General features: G+C 45.0%; 11 protein-coding genes. 2 read left to right on the plus strand and 9 right to left on the minus strand.

Annotated features, from left to right (window positions below):
- Window positions 1-9: 9 nt before the first annotated feature.
- From YYK_RS08430 to YYK_RS08440, 3 genes are read right to left on the minus strand one after another with little or no spacing between them, the layout of a single operon-like run.
- Window positions 10-876, minus strand: a complete 867-nt coding sequence (locus tag YYK_RS08430; protein ID WP_012775343.1) for an ROK family protein — start codon at window positions 874-876, stop codon at window positions 10-12.
- Window positions 857-3,529: an alpha-mannosidase gene (locus tag YYK_RS08435; RefSeq protein WP_012775344.1), complete on the minus strand. Its 2,673-nt coding sequence runs from the start codon at window positions 3,527-3,529 to the stop codon at window positions 857-859. Before YYK_RS08435 ends, YYK_RS08430 begins: the two co-directional genes overlap by 20 nt.
- A gap of 1 nt (window position 3,530) precedes the next feature.
- Complete coding sequence (locus tag YYK_RS08440; RefSeq protein WP_012027805.1) at window positions 3,531-4,817, minus strand: glycoside hydrolase family 125 protein; 1,287 nt, start codon at window positions 4,815-4,817, stop codon at window positions 3,531-3,533.
- Window positions 4,818-5,063: 246 nt separating this feature from the next.
- Between YYK_RS08440 and YYK_RS08445 the strand changes: the two genes are divergently transcribed.
- On the plus strand, window positions 5,064-7,193 hold the full coding sequence (locus tag YYK_RS08445) for a GH92 family glycosyl hydrolase (RefSeq protein WP_012027806.1): 2,130 nt from the start codon (window positions 5,064-5,066) through the stop codon (window positions 7,191-7,193).
- A gap of 51 nt (window positions 7,194-7,244) precedes the next feature.
- On the opposite strand, the gene YYK_RS08450 is transcribed toward YYK_RS08445, so the two are convergent.
- The 6 genes from YYK_RS08450 to pnp all read right to left on the minus strand — a co-directional run bounded on the left by YYK_RS08450 (window position 7,245) and on the right by pnp (window position 17,570).
- On the minus strand, window positions 7,245-11,720 hold the full coding sequence (locus YYK_RS08450; protein ID WP_012027807.1) for an endo-beta-N-acetylglucosaminidase: 4,476 nt from the start codon (window positions 11,718-11,720) through the stop codon (window positions 7,245-7,247).
- Window positions 11,721-11,965: 245 nt separating this feature from the next.
- Complete coding sequence (locus YYK_RS08455; protein WP_012027808.1) at window positions 11,966-12,364, minus strand: Mini-ribonuclease 3; 399 nt, start codon at window positions 12,362-12,364, stop codon at window positions 11,966-11,968.
- On the minus strand, window positions 12,357-13,700 hold the full coding sequence (gene cysS / locus YYK_RS08460) for a cysteine--tRNA ligase (RefSeq protein WP_012027809.1): 1,344 nt from the start codon (window positions 13,698-13,700) through the stop codon (window positions 12,357-12,359). The genes YYK_RS08455 and cysS overlap by 8 nt, the downstream gene beginning before the upstream one ends.
- Window positions 13,701-13,889: 189 nt before the next feature.
- Entirely contained in the window at window positions 13,890-14,663 is a 774-nt protein-coding gene (locus tag YYK_RS08470) for a nucleoside phosphorylase (protein ID WP_012027810.1), read from the minus strand.
- 14 nt (window positions 14,664-14,677) lie between these two features.
- A complete protein-coding gene (cysE, locus tag YYK_RS08475) occupies window positions 14,678-15,295 on the minus strand; it encodes a serine O-acetyltransferase (protein WP_012027811.1) in 618 nt (205 codons plus the stop codon).
- Between the two features lie 55 nt (window positions 15,296-15,350).
- Window positions 15,351-17,570 carry a polyribonucleotide nucleotidyltransferase gene (gene pnp, locus YYK_RS08480; protein ID WP_012027812.1) on the minus strand — a complete coding sequence of 740 codons (2,220 nt, stop codon included), beginning with the start codon at window positions 17,568-17,570 and terminating at the stop codon, window positions 15,351-15,353.
- A 201-nt stretch (window positions 17,571-17,771) separates the two neighbouring features.
- Here pnp and YYK_RS08490 point away from each other — a divergent pair, with 201 nt between their 5' ends.
- The gene (locus YYK_RS08490; protein WP_012027813.1) at window positions 17,772-18,299 is read left to right on the plus strand and encodes a GNAT family N-acetyltransferase; all 528 of its coding nucleotides are present in this window, start codon (window positions 17,772-17,774) and stop codon (window positions 18,297-18,299) included.
- Window positions 18,300-18,303: the final 4 nt, after the last annotated feature.

Below are 18,303 nucleotides of genomic sequence, written 5' to 3' on the forward strand. Positions count from 1 at the left end.
CATTTCTCCTTATTGTAGGGTCTTCATATAAGCACCCATGAGATTGGCATCCTGCTGGTAGTGGCAGGCACGAATGGCAGGTAGATAAGGAAATTCTTCTGGATATTCCTTTTGAATAGCCTCTAGTTGCTCCTGAATAGCTTGGATAAAGACTGGATTCTGGCTGATAGAGCCACCTATAGCCAGCACTTCTGGTTCCAGGAAATAGGAGATATTTAAAATGCCATAGGCCAGATTGCGTGTCATTTCTTCAATGGCTAATTGACATACCTCATCTCCCTGTTCTGCTAGCTCAAAAATCCGCTTGCCGTTCCAATCTTCCACAGCTTCCTCATACTGACTAGCAACCTGTCTGACCAAACTTCCAGTAGAAGCAAGTTGGGACCAGTTTTTTAGAGGTCCCTTTCCAGTAGCAATCAGCATATAGCCAAATTCGCCACCGAAACCTTGTTTCCCTCGGATGAGTTTTCTATCCACAATCAAGGCACCACCGATACCCGTACCACAGACGACACAGGCAAAAGTCGATAACTGGTCATCAACAGCCAATTCACTCAGACCGACACAATTGGCATCATTTTCCAAATAAACAGGACAGCCATACTGACTTAATAGCTCATACCAAGATACACCATGGATATAAGGAACGGCACTCAGCCCCTGGATGACACCTGTTTCAAGGTCTACCGCTCCAGGTATACTGAGGGAAATAGCCTCCAAGCCGTCTACCGGCTGAATAACACTGTCCATAAGCGCCAACAATTCCGCTAAACTAGATGGCGTTTTCCATTCCTGCCTATAGTTTATCTGCTTATCTGAACCAATCAGGGCCGCCTTTATTCCCGTACCACCAATGTCAAAACAGGCTACTACCATGTTCTTTCTCCTTTCCATGATGACCAACGACCTCTGTTCGGATTGCCTGTGACCCAATCCTAGCCGGCAAATCCTCTAGTGGTTCTTCTAGCAAATCAACCCCCTCAGTCCACTCGCTCCAACCTGCTAACTGCTCCTGACTCATATTGTAGTAACGGAGCAGAATGCGGTCCGAAGTCTCTGCCACCTTCAAAGAAGTCACGCATAAGCGGTCCTCTTCCAGTGCTGGATGGCTCAAAAACTGATGATCACACGGCAGATGCCCACTATGGCTAGTCAACTGTTTAGTTAGCAAGTGTCCTTGGAAGGCCTGCGCTCTTTGGAAGCTGGCAAAACCTTCCTCTACTGGGCAAATTTCAAAGGCATAGTCCAACTGACATTCCCTCAAACACTGGGCTTCTGGTGTTGGGAAGTAGCCCCAATCTCCCAGCTCTCCAGTCGCACGAAGCAAGGTAAGAGCTATTTTTCCCTTGTCTAGGATTTCATACTCATGTAGGCCCTTACTCGAAACGGTCATGGCTTGTCGACCATCTGATAGACTAATAAAACTGCGATGACGCTGAGGATTGGACGGATTTTCCCAGGCTGGATGTGGCTGATTTGGACGTTCAACGACTTCAAAGATGGAATCCGCCAAGTGGTTCTCAGCTTCTATTCCAATATCAAAGACTGCTCGCAAGCGATGGTCCTTGATTTGGTTGTGGAAATCGGTCTGGATGCGAATTTGGGATTGGTGGCGGTAGAGTGTCAGATAGGTGGTAAGGAGCAGGTCTTTCTTTTCCTGACTCCTTTGAGATGTTCGATGTTTAAATTCTACCAGGCGCTTCTGTTCATCTTCCAGACTTGTTTCCATAGCTACAGGCAGCTGCAGACGGTGCATGACCTTGGCAATGCTGACCGCTTCTGTTTGGTAGACAAGACCGAAGTACTCTATCTGACCATAGATCGGTTGGTCATTCTTAGGCGCCATGAAGATATATTCATTGCCCAAATCTCCACAATCTTCAAACCGTAGCCAGTCTTTATAGGCTTGACCCGTTCTCTTATCTTCTAGCAAGAGCTGACCATCCATCACATTGATACGGTAATAATCATTCTCGAACTGTTCACTTAAACTGCTATTCACCCTAGTGTCACCAATCGGCTTGACTTGATAGGTCTGCCATGAAAATGGTGCTTGATTTTCCACTACAAAGCGGACACGAATCTGGCGGGCAAAATTGGCAGAGCGAAAAGCATCTTTTGGTAAATCGTAGCGGAAGTTGACACCTAGATCTTCAATGGTAGCTTCTACCTCTTGGCCTTGACTGGTAAAGAGGCCCAAGGCTGGCAGAGAAATAGCTGCCATGGATTGAAAGTGTTGTTCTAACTGCCCATCTCGGAAATCCTCCTGTTCAACAAGCAAATCAACCTCCACTAACTGGGTTTGTCGGCAGGCTGTAGTATTGAAAACCGTAAATAGTAAGCCGTCTAATTGGCTAGAATCCACCTGCTTTTCCCACCTGTCTAGGGAGCGCTGGCTCAAGAAATGAGCGACTTGCTTGACCTTCTTAAAGCGGGTTTCCATCTCACTATGCACCTGGTCTACGCTACAACCACAGATGCTATCATGAGGGGCATTCTGCAACAAGAGTTTCCAGGCATAGCGCAACTCATCTCTGGGCACCTTATCTCCTGTCATTACCACCAAGGGTTCTACAACTTGTTCCAAGAGCTGACTGGCTTGGTCATTGGCCTGCTTGAGATAAATTCTCGAAGAAGCCGTATTTGCCAAGGTGTACCAGCCATCCGTTTCCTGGCTAATCAATTCTCCCTTGACACGACTGAGGTCTACTGGTAACTCTTCCTTGACAGCTGCGATATATTCTTCAAAGCTTGAATGAACAAAGTCTATATCTGGATACAGTTTTCGGGCCAGTCGTAATGCTTGGCTGAGATTTTTCTGGACAGGCTGGTGGTCACAGCCATTCATCAGCAGATAGTGGGAGGTTGAAGCGTATTTGCGAACATCTGCCAATTTTTTCTCCCAGAAAACACGTGCTTCCTCCTCATCAACTGGGATTTCATTGCCATTGCTGTACCAGTTAGCAAATAAAATGCCCAGAACCTGACTGCCATCTGCCCCCTCCCAAATCATCTCCGAGAAAGTGGACTGGAATTGGTCATCTCCCAGAACCTGATTATCAAAGCCAACTGGTTTGACCCCACGACCAAACAAGGCCACATCTATACCAGCCTGACGCAGTAGCTGAGGAGCCTGTCCCATATTGCCGAAAGTATCTGGATAATAACCAATCTTCGGAGCCCGTCCCCACTTCTTGCTTTCCAAATGACCCAGAAGGGTATTTCGCATATTGGCCTCGCTGGTGATGAGGTAATCATCCTGCAAGATGTAAAAGGGACCAATAATCAGCCGACCGTCTTGAATATATTTCTTCAATAACTCTCGATTCTGCGGACGAATTTCCAGATAGTCATCTAGGACAATGGTCTGTCCATCTAGATGAAAACTCCTAAACTCAGGATCTGTTTCAAATAAGTCAAACAGGTCATCAAATAGCTCTACTAAGCGCATCCGATGTTCTTCCAAAGGAAGATACCACTCCCTATCCCAGTGGCTATGTGAAATAATATGAACCGTTTCTTTTCCCATTTTATTCCTCCGGTCGTATATCATAATAATCTAAAACCAATTCGCAAAACATCATATTTGCCCAGGAGAACCACTCTCTAGAGTAAAGCGTCGGATCATCCACATGGAAACTCTCGTGCATCAGCCCAGTACCGCCATCACAGGCTACCATGGTATCCAGCAAGCGCGCTTTTTCTTCCTTGTCATCCGTTGTCAATCCTTGAATAGCCAAGGCAATCGGCCAGATATAGCGATAGAAGGTATGACTGGAACCAAGACCCGCAGCATAGTCTCCCTCGTAGTAATAGGGATTTTCTTGACTTAAAATAGTCCGACGGGTTGCCAAATAGATGGGATCATCTTTCTGACAGTATCCTAGATAGGGAGCCGCCAGCAAACTCGGGACATTTGGGTCATCCATGATAGACTGATTGCCCAATCCGTCCACTTCATAGGCAAAAATAGTTTCTCCCGCCTGATTCTTGGTCAGCCCGAAGGTCCGAATCCCCTGGTCAATTTCCTGCGCCAACCGTCTGGCACCTTCAGCCAAATCTGAGAATTCCTCACTTGCAAACTGCTCTGCTATTTCTCCTAAATAACCCAAGACGACGACCGCAAACATGTTGGAGGGGATGAGGTAAGGGTAGATACAGGCGTCATCGCTTGGACGAAAACCAGACCAAGTCATCCCTGTATAGGCGCAGGGAGCCCCTTTTCCTTGGTGCGTGAGGGTATCCTCTAGCCGGTCTGTATCCCGTTCAAAACTATAAGGGGAGTTTTCATGGTGCTGCTCCAATTTCCAGAGTTGAACAATTTTTTCAGCTGCCCCAAAGAAGGTCTGGTTAAAATGACTGGTTTCCCCTGTCGCTTTCCAAAGTAGATAGGCTAATTGAAGGGGATAGCAGAGGGAATCCACCTCATATTTTCGCTCCCAAATCCAGGGGCCTATCTGAGTGTGGTCGGTCTGGTGCCCCCGCCCATTAGCTGCCTGATTAAAGGCATTGGCATAAGGATCCATCAAAATAAAGGCCATTTGCCTCTCTACCAGACCTACAATCATCTGGCGTAATTTCTCATCTTTTCTAGCCAAAGCTAAATAGGGTTTGACCTGGGCTGTCGAGTCCCTTAACCACATGGCTGGAATATCCCCCGTTAAGACAAAAGTAGTCCCATCTTCCAGCTGACTAATGGTCCTATCAAGCGTATCCGTATAACACCTTTCAAATACACTCCCCCAACTTGGGTGGTCTGCTGTTTTCTTCTGAATGCCTGTCAGCCAGTTCTCTATGATTTCTTTTGTGTAAAACATGATTTCTCCTTTTTATCCTTTGCTCAGAGTTCTTCCAACCTCTATCTGGCAAATCCATATAATTTTCATTAGACACAAGGTTCCTAGTATCAGTCTATACAATTCTATATGCAAATCCTATACACAAATTAAACGCATTTTTACACAAATATTGCCAGTTTCGGAAAACGCTTTCCTTTCTTTCCCATTCTCTATATAATAAGGAGAACACCACTTATTATCAATAAAAAAAGAAAAGGATAGCCTATGTATACCTCCATTGTTTCAACCATTGACACCCGCTATGGTACTTATAACTCACATGCCTTTTCAAACGGAAACACCCTGCCATTGATAGGGGTCCCTTTCGGCATGAATTATTTTGCTCCCCAGACCAGCGACCAGACTGGAAACTGGTGGTTCAATCCCTATGAACCTGTCTATCAGGGCATTCGCTTAACCCATCAACCCAGTCCTTGGTTGGGAGATTTTGCCTCCCTCCTATTGACGCCTGTCACAGGCGAATTAAGCCGAGATAGCCTCTTTCACCGTCAATCTAGCTACCAACTGGATCAGGCTATTTTCCGACCTGATCTCCTTCAATTACAATCCAATCGCTATCGCTTGATAAGCCGTTTAGCTCCCAGCCGATACGGAGCCAGTTTTGAGATAGCGTCTTTTGCTAACCAGCCTATCGGAATGGTCTTCTATTCATCTGGAAAATCCATTTATCGACTGCTCAATCCTCACCAATTGCTCATTCAGATTTTTCAGGTCAGCGCCTGCCAATCCCCTGATTTCTGCATGTATGCTCTCCTAGAATTTGAAGAGGAAATAACAGAATGTTATCATCTGGTCAAGGATCGCAAGATAGCTAAAACGGAAGTGGTGGGAGAAGATTTGCACCTTCGCATCAACTTCTCAAGCACTTCTATCAAGGGGCGTTTGGCTACCTCTTTTATCAGCCCTGAGCAAGCCGCCTTTCTATTAAAAGATGTTCCTGACTTCCTTCAAGCCCAAAAACAAGCAGAAAACACCTGGAATCAGCTCTTAGGACGTATTCAGATTCGTGACAAAAAAACAGAGGACATTAACTTCTTCTACCACTGCCTCTACCGTTGCCTCCTCTATCCACAAACTTTCTACGAACCTAATCCTGACGGACAAGCCATTCATTTCGACCCTATCAGCAATCAGGCCAAGCTAGGTAAGTTTTTCACCAACAACGGCTACTGGGATACCTTCCGCTCTTCTTATCCCCTGCTTTCACTTATCTACCCAGATTATTTGGAAGAGTTTCTCCACGGCATTCTCCAACACTATCGAGATACTGGATTTTTACCCAAATGGCTATCGCCAGACGAGCGCGGTATCATGCCAGGAACTCTTGTGGATGGAGTCATTGCTGATGCGGCCTGCAAGGGACTTGTTCCTGATTTGATGGAAGATTTTCTCCAAGCCATGATTGAAACCAGTCAAAAGACCGATGCGGATCAACGTTACGGCCGCCATGGTAGTCAGATTTACCGCCAATTAGGCTATCTCCCTCTCGATTTCAACGAATCTGTGAGCCATTCTCTTGATTATGCCTACAGTGATTGGGCTATCAGCCAAGTAGCAGAAAAACTGAGGCAGGACCAACTGGCTAAGCAATACGCTCAAATGTGCCTCGGCTACCGACAGTTATTCGATAGCCAAACAGGTCTCATGCGTGCCAAGGATAGACAGAAACAATTCCGAGCAGATTTTTCCCCTCTAAGTTGGGGAAGAGACTATGCCGAATGTTCTGCCCTACAGGCAACCCTGTCCGTCTTTCATGACATCGATGGACTGATAGAATTGATGGGCGGAAAAGAAGCCTTCACCAACTATCTAATCCAGCTCTGTAATCAGGAGCCCTATTTCTCACCTGAACAATACGGCTACGAAATCCACGAAATGTCGGAAATGGCGCAAGTCAATCTCGGTCAGCTTGCTATTTCAAATCAACCGAGCTTCCATATCCCTTATCTTTTCCAATGGTCTACAAAACCGGAATACACTAGTCTACTCATTCACAAAATCAGACAAACAGCTTTCAAGACAGGTTTTCAAGCCTATCCAGGTGACGAGGATAACGGTAGCCTTTCAGCCTGGTATATTTTCTCCTGTCTAGGCTTCTATCCTGTCTGTCCCGGAAAAGCTGACTACCAAATCGGACTACCGCATTTTAAGGAAGTAGACTTGCTACTTGCAGATCAACACAAGCTGACCATTTCTACTCCAAAAAGCGATGCAAATTTCCAGTTTGTCAAGCAAGTTTCATTAGACAAACAAGTCGTCCAAACCATCAAACATGACCAACTGATAAAATCAAACTGCCTAGAATTTGACCTATCTATATTACCAAGTAACTAACCAGCTTCTACAAACAAAAGAAATAGTCAGGACCAAGCCTGACTATTTCTTTTATTCACCTTGCTTTCTAAGCTTAGCTAACTGAGATAGGCCAGCCAAAGCCACACCAATTAACCCAAGAAAGACATACTTCTCCTGATAGGTATCACCAGTTTGTGGAAGACCACTCTTCTGCAGAGAAGCATCTCTGATCTGCTTTTCAACCTGCAGGCTATTTTCCACCATTAAAGTCTTCTCTTGCTGGATAGGCAAACCGCTGCCGACCTCCACTATTTTCGGCTGACTCTCATCAGCAACTATTCGTGAATACAGCTCGCGACGGCCATCACTATAGACTAGGTGAGCTATCATCATTTGACCATCAGCCCCCTCCTGAACAATTCGCTCTTTGCCCAGTGGCAAATCAGTGCTGGTCCGTGTGATGATTTGTCTCGGCACCAGCTCATAGGTCAAATCCATTCTCGGTTTTTCAGGAGCTAGTAAATTCTTAGACTCCATCGAATCTCTTGTACCGACATGAGTTACCAGACTAGACTGTTCAAACAAATCAGTCCATTCACTGAGCAGCTCCTTCATCTCATCTGGACGAATACTATCCGAACCCAAAATTTTCTCAGTTTTTTCAAGTAAAGAACTTAGCTCAGAAGAATTTATAGGTCTATCTATTCCTTTCACCTCTTGGATTAGCTGATTGAGACGCCCAAGATCTGCTTGGTAAAGTTTCTCCCCATCCAGCTCTCCTAACTGTTTCTCTAAAAGAGTTTGAGCGGCTTCAACCTGCTCGACTGTCCGATTGGTATCTGCTACCACAGACTTAGCTTCTTCCAAGGCTGTTTGCAAGGCAAGTTGTGTCTGCTCACTAGAATAGAGATAGGCTGTTTGGGTTTGTAGAGCCTCAATTTCTGCTATTTTCTGCTTTAGATACTCATCATTGACGATTGGCTTCGGTGAAACAAGGACATCAAATGAAGTCTCCAAACCAGCATACCGCAAACCTAGGCTCTGACGCCCCTCTTTACGGGAATCGAAACCAACAATTTCTACTCCAGCTTCTGTCAAAGAGAAGGACTGAGTTGACTCATCGTCATAGATAATAGCAAATCGACCATTTGTGACATCCAAATCATCTCCTACAACATACTGCACTTTTGGTAACTGTTGGATTTCTAGACCGACTGCTTTTTTCTCACCCTGGGCTATATCTTCAACAACATATACCATCAGTGGCTGAGCAAGTGTTTCTCCTAGATAGGAAACGGTCAATGTTTGTTCACCTAATTTTTGCGGATCAAATCCCCTTACTGTAACTGCCGGATTGGTGGTATTCACCCGTTCAGCAGGCCAATCTCCTTCAAAAACTACACGGAATTGTGCTCCTGCAAGCGATAAAGGACTACCTTGTCGGTAAACTTTTTTCTCTAGGGGAGCTATCCATTCCATCGCTTTCACGACTTTTTCACCTTGCGGAACGCGAATGGCCAATAGATTGCTCCAATCCTTTCCTTCCTCCAGAGTACGGTAGTAAATGAACTCAGGCAGGGACTCAAAGCGAATCGGGTCGAATATAAGATTTCCTGACTCTGTCGTTTCCAATTCTGCTAGTGGTTTTACGGCATCTGGACTAGAATAAAGCGCTATTTTCCGATTGGCAGGGACATCCTTGAAACCTACTTGAATCTGATGATTACCGAGATGGCGAGCAACAGCATGGGTCATCGGAATATTTGGTGTCTCCATGTCCAATTCTTCATACATACGCCAATTATAAATACGAATGGCCTTCCAAGGAGTACCATTATCAGAAGTCAAGACATCCAAACGCCATTCCTGCGCTCGAATTGGCTTGTCCAATACGATGTCTGTCACATGATCACGATTGCCACGAACTTCTTTGGCTAACACCCAATCACCATTCTCATTTTTATAATAGAGATCGAAATCCTTGGTGTTCATTAAGCCATCATTGACCGATTCACCACCTGCACCAGCATGATCCATAGCCCATCGCACGACTGTCCGAGGTTGGGTCAAACGAATATCTACATGGCCACTCAATTGATGGGAAGACCATTTATCTGACAAACTGGTAATGGTCCCATTCAACATGCCCTCAATGCCTTCTCCACCTTCTTTTTTAGCAAAACTTGAACCGATGACTTCTGCTCCGAGAACAATGTTTTCTGCCGATGGTTTAGGAAGGCTAGTATCTTTCACCGTCATCTCCCAATCAAAGATAAACTCCCCTGCTTCCGAACGCAAACCATTTTTCCCAACGGCATGAACTTTCAAAGCTTGGGTTCGACCTTCTGCCTGTGCAGAACGAACTAGTTGAGGGAGGTAAATCCTTGTATTAGAAGAACCTGTCAGCAATTTCCACTGTCCGTCAACCTGCGCATATACTTCATAATAGTCTGCATCATCTGTCCCTGTAAAGCTAATCACAGCTTCAGCATCTTGGGCATTCTTCAATCGCTTAGCAAGGACTTGGCCATCTTTCGGTGCAGTAGGTGAATTTTCTTGGTCATAAATAGCCAACTGCCCTAAACGAAAATCAAAATCTGACAGCGCTGCTTCATTTTCAACAACCACTTGGATACCGTACACTGTCTTTCCTGCCAAACTAGATAAATCAAAGGTCTGATCTTGCCAATCTCCTGATAGTTTAAGCAAGCGCCACGCTTCTTTATTCGCAAATTGATAATCTGGTTCAAGCGCTAGAGCTAGGGAGATATTTGCACCTTGCCCTCCTTTGTGCGCAACCCGTAAACGACTTGTTTCTGATAGAGGAATCTTGGTGGAATACAACTTAATTTCCTGCTTACCATCTTTTTCCAAATCGCCTGTAAAACGAAGAGAGTTGCCCCCATTATAGGCATCATCAAAATCATAAGCCGCAGCAAGCTTTTCACCACTTGCTTCAATCCACCACCGCCAGGTTGGTAAAATACCAGACACAGAACGATAATTCCATTCCCCATCTTTGGCAACCTTGCCATCTACAAACCATTTTTTCCCGTGCCCTGTATTAAAGGAACTATTGAAATTACTGCTTGTAATAGCCGTCTTATCCGCAATGAGATTGGCCAAGCCATACCAATTTTTATCCGAAGGTTTCTGTTTGGTTGGATCACCTTGATAGCCTGTAAAGAAGATATTCTCATTCTCATGATAATCCTCACCCGTCGCACCCAAACTTGTAATGGTATCTGGCGCAAACAGACCGAGTGATAATTTCAATTTCCCGTTTTCATCAAACAGAGCATCCCAGTTAATTTGCGTTTTGTAAGAGCCTCCCCGTTGCAATTCAAATCCAGCAAAAATATCAAATGGATTTCGACCGATTCGTTTCGCCACTTCGATTGAATAGTTATTTTTGGCCCGTGTCCAGTTAAAATTCGCAAAGAAATGATCCGCAGGGACCTTGTCTCCTTCCTTTTCCATAAACGGATAGTTGTACTCACCCAAACCATCTTCGTGATAGCGACCATATTCGTAGGTCATGGCATCATACCAAGAATACGTTATCGGATAACCAATCGATTCTGCATATTCCTTGGTATAGAGCATGAAGTTTCTCATTGTTTCCCCTAGTGGTTGAACCAAGCCTCCTGTAGTCTCTTGATTTATGAAATAACCATCGAAACCGTAGTATTTAGCCATATCTACCAACTTACGAGCAACAGGAAAACTTCCATCAGGATCCTGTCTCATAGAAGATACAAACTTCTCTTGATCTTCAATACTACTGGACCAATTGTAGAAAATCGTTCCCAAAACAGGCACACCATTACGGTGTCCAGCATCAATGACGTCTGGGCTAGGAATCAAGCCTTCCCAAAATACCATTGAATCAATATACTGCCAGTAATCAAAGGCATAGGCTTTAAACTCTTCTCCCCCAACAGAGGCATGGTCTTTCGCCTTAGAGTTGGTATTTGAAAGAGCTTCTACCTTTGCATTCTCATTGGCTCTCTCATTGACGACGTGCCCTCTAAAGCGCTCAACCAACTCTACAGAAGCGCGGTTCAAATCATCATCTGGACGAGCACCCGGCTCCCAAGCAAGCACCTGATCCCAGTTGTCAAACTTAATCTCTTTCGGACGAATTCCTTGATCCTCTACCTGAGGAAAATCTGAAAGCAACAGACCAGAATCTGAAGAATCTACCTCTTTATCTTCCGCTTCCTCTGTATCCTCTAGTTTATTTTCTGGATTATCAGACGGAGCTGAAGGCAGTTTTTCTTCTCTACTATCTGATACAGATGCTTCTCCATTCAACTCTTCGGTCACCGCTTTCTCGTCTGCTGAAATTGGTGACATTCCTTCTTCAGCTTCGGTCTTTTCCACATGTTCGTTCACTACGGAAGAGAGTTCAACAGCTGGCTCTGACAAGCTGTCCACATTTTCTAGCTGGTCCGCAGAAACCTGTGTTCCAAATAAGGTCGCACCAATCAAAACAGAACAAGCACCTATTGTAAATTTTCGAATACCGAATCGCTGACGTTTGTCGAAATCACATTTTGTCATATTTTCCTCCTACACAATTGTAGTGCAACAGCTGTTCTCAATTTCCTCCTTTCCAGATCATAGTTGGCACATGCTACCTTTGATAGAACAGCTATCACACGAAGTTTATCAGGTTTTATTAATTCCATTGTACAGAGGAAAAATATGACCTTCAAGCCCTCATGGTTCCCTTCTTTAAATCAGATAAAAAGAACTTTAGTTTAGAGAAAACAAAAAAGAGGAAGTTTCCCTCCTCGTTGTCTTCGTTAATTATTTTCTACAAACTTAATACACCAACCTACCAGTTCATCCAGGCGTTCCATCTGCTCTGTCATGTGCAGGTAGCCCAAGACCGCCTCAAAGCCTGTGGACATCCGATAGGTGACCACGTCCGCATTCTTGGCCTTGGTATGGCTATTGGTATTGCGCCCCCGCTTGTAGATTTCTTCCTCTTTTTCGGTCAATAGCTGAGCTTCTAAGAGGGCAGAAATCAAGCCTGCCTGAGCCTTGGCCGAGACGTATTTGTTAGCCTCGCCATGCAATTTGTTAGGCTTGGTCAGTCCCTTGAAAATCAAGTGCCGTCTGATATACATGGAATAGACAGCATCCCCTTCAAAAGCCAGAGCAATTCCATTGATGAGATTGACATCTACTGCCTTAGTCACGTGTCCACCTCACACCATCCTTGGTATCCAAGAGCTTGATGCCCTGAGCTGCCAATTCATCACGAATACGGTCAGCCGTCGCAAAGTCCCGATTGGCACGCGCTGCTTGACGTTCTGCTATCAAGGCTTCAATCTCGCTGTCCAAGACTTCTTCTTCAAAAACAATACCAAAGACGGCGAGCATCTTGCCAAAGGCTTCTTTTACAGTTTCATCGTAGTTGCCTGAGTTGATCCATTTGGCAAAGTCAAAGATAGCCGTAATCCCGTTTGCTGCGTTGAAATCATCATCCATGGCTGCTTCAAAGGCCGCCAGATGTAATTCAAGAGCTGACTTATCCACAGAGTTTTGCACAGGTTGTGTATAAGTATTTTTTAGATATTTGAGATTGATTTCCGCATCTGAAATAGCCTTCTCAGTGTAGTTGAGTGGACGGCGGTAGTGCTGGGTGGCTAGGAAGAAGCGCAAGACCTGACCATCAATTTGTTCCAACATATCATGGGCTGTCAGGAAATTGCCCAAGGACTTGGACATCTTCTCATCATTGATGTTGAGCATGGCATTGTGCATCCAGTAGTTGGCAAAGGTTTGACCTGTTTTGCACTCAGACTGGGCGATTTCATTGGTATGGTGAGGAAATTCCAAGTCCGCACCACCACCGTGAATATCGATGGTAGCTCCCAAAATCTCTGTCGCCATGACCGAACACTCGATATGCCAACCTGGACGACCCGCTCCCCAAGGACTTCCCCAAGAAACTTCGCCTGACTTGGCAGTTTTCCACAGGGCAAAATCGAAAGGATGTTCTTTCAATTGACCTTCTCCCTCAACACGACCAGAAGCCCCAACCTCCAAGTCAGATAGGGTTTTGTTGGCCAAACGAGCATAATTCTCCACCTTTTCCACACGAAAATAAACATCGCCAGCCGCTTCATAGGCGTAACCCTTGTCAATCAAGACCTGCACAAAATCGATGATTTCATCCATGTAGTCGATAACGCGAGGATTTTTGGTAGCTGGCTTGACACCCAGTTTTGTCACATCTTCCTTGAAAGCTGCGATAAATTTATCAGACAGTTCCTTGGTTGTCATGCCTGCTTCATTAGCAGCTTTGATAATCTTGTCATCCACATCCGTAAAGTTTGAGATGTAGGTCACATCATAGCCACGGTATTCAAAATAGCGGCGGATGGTATCAAAAGCCACGACACTACGGGCATTACCGATATGGATATAGTTGTAAACCGTCGGACCGCAAACATACATCTTGACCTTACCCTCTTCCAAGGGCACAAAGTCACGCAGACTGCGAGTCATGGTATCGTAAATTTTAATCATAGTTTCTCCATTACTTCTGAGTATTCTTTAGGACTTGATACTTTTGATACAATTTTACTAGCCAATAAGCTGTCGCGGCCAACCAAATCATCCCTACCTGCCAGCTTCCTTGGGAGAATTTAAGGATAAACATGATTGTCCCAGCGATGGCGGTCAACACATAAGGCCAGTTTTGTCTTACTAATTTTTTTAACATGATCTACTTTCTAATTTTCTTGCAATGGCCATGGCCACTTCAAAGAAGGTCATACTGTCAGCCATCCGTTCCTCTCGACGGGCATCCCATTCATTCTTGTGGTGGTCCACATAGTCTGCCGTGTAGAAAAATTGGTAGACCTTGGCCTGACGAAAGTTTGCCCAGGCCATGATAGCAGAAGCTTCCATATCGACCACCATGGCACCAGCGGCTAGGCGACGCTTGACCTTGGCAGCTGTTTCCCGAAAGAAAGCGTCCGTGGTCCAGGTCTTAGCCCGCACGTGCTCGATTCCCGCTTGGTCCAAGGCCTTTTCCATGGTTAATAGCAGAGCAGGGTCATAGCTGATTTCCTCGCTAGCAGGTGCGTAGTGGTAACCAGTTCCCTCGTCCCGAAGAGCAGAGCTAGGAAGGATGATCTTATCCGCAGCGAGCGACTTATCCAGCACCCCACAAGAACCCAGAACGATAAAATTCTCAAAGCCACAGGCTTTCAGCTCTTCCAGATGACCAACTGCCATTGGAGCACCGATTACTGCCAACATGACCGCAACCTGCAGTCCATCTCTTTCCAAAATATACCAAGGATGGCGACCATTTAACGTCTGAAGATGACCACCTTCCCTGCTTTCAGCTAGCTGACTTACTCGGTCCACGATTTCTCCATTGAAGGAGAAAATCATCGTCTCACATACCTCTCCACCACCACGGATAGCCTTGTCCGTTGGTTCAATAACTGCAGAGGTGTTTTCAAATTCTTCTAGTAGCATATCAGCCTTCTTTCCTACAAATGCGACGAACGATGGCTGGCTTCTCTCAACTCTGCTAATTTTGTCGTGTAGTGTTCACGACCATCTTCCATGTCATGAATGATCTTCTCATCTTTTTGACCATGAACACGGACGATTTTAGCCGGCATACCGACCACTGTCACATCTGCTGGAACATCGGCTAGGACAACAGCAGCAGCACCTACTTTCGCATTTTCTCCGATTTCAACTGGGCCAATCACCTGGGCATGAGCAGAAACGAGTGCCCCTTTTCGAACTGTTGGATGGCGCTTCCCTGTATCCTTGCCTGTTCCTCCAAGAGTTACTCCATGGTATAACATTACACCAGATTCGACAATTGCAGTCTCACCAATTACCAATCCCGCGCCATGATCAATAAAGACTCCCGAGGCAATTTCTGCACCTGGATGAATTTCAATGTTGGTCCAAAAACGCCAAAACTGACTGTGCATCCGAGCTAATAATTTAAAACCATTTTGCCACATCCAGTGAGAGAGACGATGAGCAGCCAGTGCCTTGACTCCTGGGTAGGTCAAAAGGACTTCCAAGGAGTTCCGTGCTGCCGGATCTTTTTCTTTTACAATTTCTATGGTATCCTTCCACCAACCCATGACTTCTCCTTCTAGCGAGAAGACAAGTCCATTTCGGGACTTGCCTACTTCACCATTATTTTTTATCTACTTTATGAAATTTAAATTCACCAAAGTTATTATCTTTTTTCTCTTTGTGTTCTTTATGACGACGAGGTTTTTCTGAACGTTCACGTTTTTCTGGTTCCACGTAGCCTTCTGGTTTTGGTAGAAGAGCTTTCATAGAAGCATCAATACGTCCCTTATCATCAATTTTTATCACCTTAACATCTACAACATCGCCAACCTCAACCAAATCTTCTGGTTTATTGACACGTGTCCAAGCCATTTCAGAAACGTGGACGAGGGCATCGGTCTTGTCAAAAAGGTTGACAAAGGCACCGAATTTCTCCAAACGAACCACTTTTGCTTGGAAGACTTCGTCCACTTTTGCTTCACGGACAAGACCAGCGATGATTTCTTTTGTGCGCTCAATTGCAGCACGGTCTGGTGAGAAGATCGCCACAAGACCGTCTTCGTCGATATCAATTTTCACGCCAGTTTCTGCAATAATCTTATCAATGGTTTCACCACCCTTACCTATGACAATCTTGATCTTGTCCACATCAATCTTGATAGTGTCAATCTTCGGTGCAGTTGGTGCCAAGTCAGGACGAACTTCTGGGATAGTCGCTTCGATGACATCAAGGATTTCAAAACGTGCCTTCTTAGCTTGTGCCAAGGCTTCTTCCAAGATTTGTGGTGTGATACCGTCAATTTTAATATCCATTTGAAGGGCTGTGATACCGTCACGAGTACCAGCTACCTTGAAGTCCATGTCGCCGAAGTGATCCTCAAGACCTTGAATATCGGTCAAGACGGTGTAATTGGTACCATCTGAGATCAGACCCATAGCAATCCCTGCAACGGGTGCCTTGATTGGCACACCACCTGCCATAAGGGCAAGGGTCCCAGCTGTGATAGATGCCTGTGAAGAAGAACCGTTTGACTCCAAGACTTCTGCTACCAAGCGGATAGCGTAAGGGAAGTCTTCCAAGCTAGGCAAGACTTGCTCAAGAGCGCGCTCACCGAGAGCACCGTGACCAATCTCACGACGACCTGGTGCACCGTAACGACCAGTTGAGCCAACTGAGTATTGCGGGAAATTGTAGTGATGCAAGAAGCGTTTCTTGTACTCATCATCCAAACCGTCGATGATTTGGGTTTCTCCCATTGGTGCCAAGGTCAAGACAGAGAGGGCTTGCGTTTGACCACGGGTAAAGAGACCTGAGCCGTGAACATTTGGCAAGAAGTCTACTTCTGCATCCAAAGGACGAATCTCATCAACACGGCGACCATCTGGACGGACCTTGTCTTCAGTAATCAAACGACGAACTTCTGTATGCTCCATGAGTTCCAAGATTTCATGGACATCACGCATGATACGGTCAAATTCTTCGTGCTCAGCGTATTTTTCTTCGTAAGTTGCAATGACAGTCTCGCGAACGGCATTGGTCGCATCTTCACGGGCCAATTTTTCTTCAACCTGCACCGCTTTTTTCAAATCGTCATTGTAAGCTGCAACAATCTCAGCCTGCAATTCTGGGTCCACTTGAAGAAGCTCCACATCTGCTTTTTCCTTACCAACTGCTGCCACGATTTGATTTTGGAAATCCAAGAGTTCTTGAATGGCCGCATGACCTTTCAAGAGTGCTTCCAACATCACTTCTTCTGATAATTCTTTGGCACCCGATTCAACCATGTTGATAGCGTCTTTGTTACCAGCAACTGTCAATTCTAAAAGGGAGGCTTCTTGTTGAGCTTGATCTGGGTTAATAATCAATTCGCCATTAACATAACCAACCTGAACACCAGCAATTGGACCATTGAATGGAATGTCTGAGATCGCTAATGCCAATGAGGAACCAAACATGGCTGCCATTGGAGCAGATGCATCTGGATCATAAGAAAGCACTGTGTTGATGACTTGAACTTCGTTACGGAAACCTTCCGCAAACATTGGACGAATCGGACGATCAATCAAACGAGCTGTCAAGGTCGCATCAGTTGACGGACGACCTTCACGCTTCATCCAGCCACCTGGGAATTTCCCAGCAGCGTACATTTTCTCTTCATAGTTGACTTGGAGGGGGAAGAAGTCTCCCGTCGCCATTTTTTTTGACATAACTGCCGCTGTAAGAACTGTGGAATCACCGTAGCGAACGACAACCGCACCGTTGGCTTGTTTGGCAACTTGACCTGTTTCAACGACCAATTTTTTGCCAGCAAAAACCGTTTCAAATACTTGTTTTGACATTAATTGTCTCCTATTTTTTCTGAAATTTTTCTTGCGTGTTTTCTACAAAAGACAATCAAACAAGCTTGTTTCACTCTCTTTTGCACAAAACCACGCATACTCCTTATTTTATCATATTTTAGGTAGAAATAAAGGCCTGAAACTATTTTTGACAAGAAAACATACTCATGATAAACTATTCAAAATAGTTGGAGGTAGAAAATGGAAACTTGCCATCTTGTAGTTCCTAGTTTAAAATGGAAGAACCAAATCCTAGCCTATAAAGAAGCATTTAGCAATGAACATCTTCATGGTGGTGGCAAACTGCAACAATTTGAAGCAGTTGAGGAATGGCTAGAACACATTAAAGCTGTGTCATCTTATGGGACAAATCATACAGAACGTTCTCCTTCTTCTACATTTCTTTGTATTCGTGAAAAAGATCAACAGATGGTTGGCATTTGCACTATTCGCCACGATCTTAATCACGAGCATTTAAAGAATTATATTGGTCATATCGGCTATTCTATTCACCCAGAAGAGCGAAGAAAAGGCTATGCGACTGAACAACTACGAATTGCCCTGCTGGAAGCTAAAAAATTGGGAATTGCCCAAGTCTTAATCACCGCTGCAGATTGGAATATTGCCTCTCAAAAGACCATCCTTGCAAATGGTGGAGTTTATGAGGATACCCGTATTGACCCTAATAGTAGCGAGCGTATGCTCCGATATTGGATTGAAAATTTGTAATATA

The organism is Streptococcus suis S735, assembly GCF_000294495.1.
Classification (GTDB): Bacteria; Bacillota; Bacilli; order Lactobacillales; family Streptococcaceae; genus Streptococcus; species Streptococcus suis.

Bases quoted from the DNA above. Each gene is read 5' to 3' on its own strand.
- YYK_RS08440 (WP_012027805.1), bottom strand. From the start codon at position 4,817: ATGTTTTACACAAAAGAAATCATAGAGAACTGGCTGACAGGCATTCAG.
- cysE (WP_012027811.1), bottom strand. From the start codon at position 15,295: ATGGGTTGGTGGAAGGATACCATAGAAATTGTAAAAGAAAAAGATCCG.
- cysS (WP_012027809.1), bottom strand. From the start codon at position 13,700: ATGATTAAAATTTACGATACCATGACTCGCAGTCTGCGTGACTTTGTG.
- YYK_RS08470 (WP_012027810.1), bottom strand. From the start codon at position 14,663: ATGCTACTAGAAGAATTTGAAAACACCTCTGCAGTTATTGAACCAACG.
- pnp (WP_012027812.1), bottom strand. From the start codon at position 17,570: ATGTCAAAACAAGTATTTGAAACGGTTTTTGCTGGCAAAAAATTGGTC.
- YYK_RS08445 (WP_012027806.1), top strand. From the start codon at position 5,064: ATGTATACCTCCATTGTTTCAACCATTGACACCCGCTATGGTACTTAT.
- YYK_RS08435 (WP_012775344.1), bottom strand. From the start codon at position 3,529: ATGGGAAAAGAAACGGTTCATATTATTTCACATAGCCACTGGGATAGG.
- YYK_RS08490 (WP_012027813.1), top strand. From the start codon at position 17,772: ATGGAAACTTGCCATCTTGTAGTTCCTAGTTTAAAATGGAAGAACCAA.
- YYK_RS08430 (WP_012775343.1), bottom strand. From the start codon at position 876: ATGGTAGTAGCCTGTTTTGACATTGGTGGTACGGGAATAAAGGCGGCC.
- YYK_RS08450 (WP_012027807.1), bottom strand. From the start codon at position 11,720: ATGACAAAATGTGATTTCGACAAACGTCAGCGATTCGGTATTCGAAAA.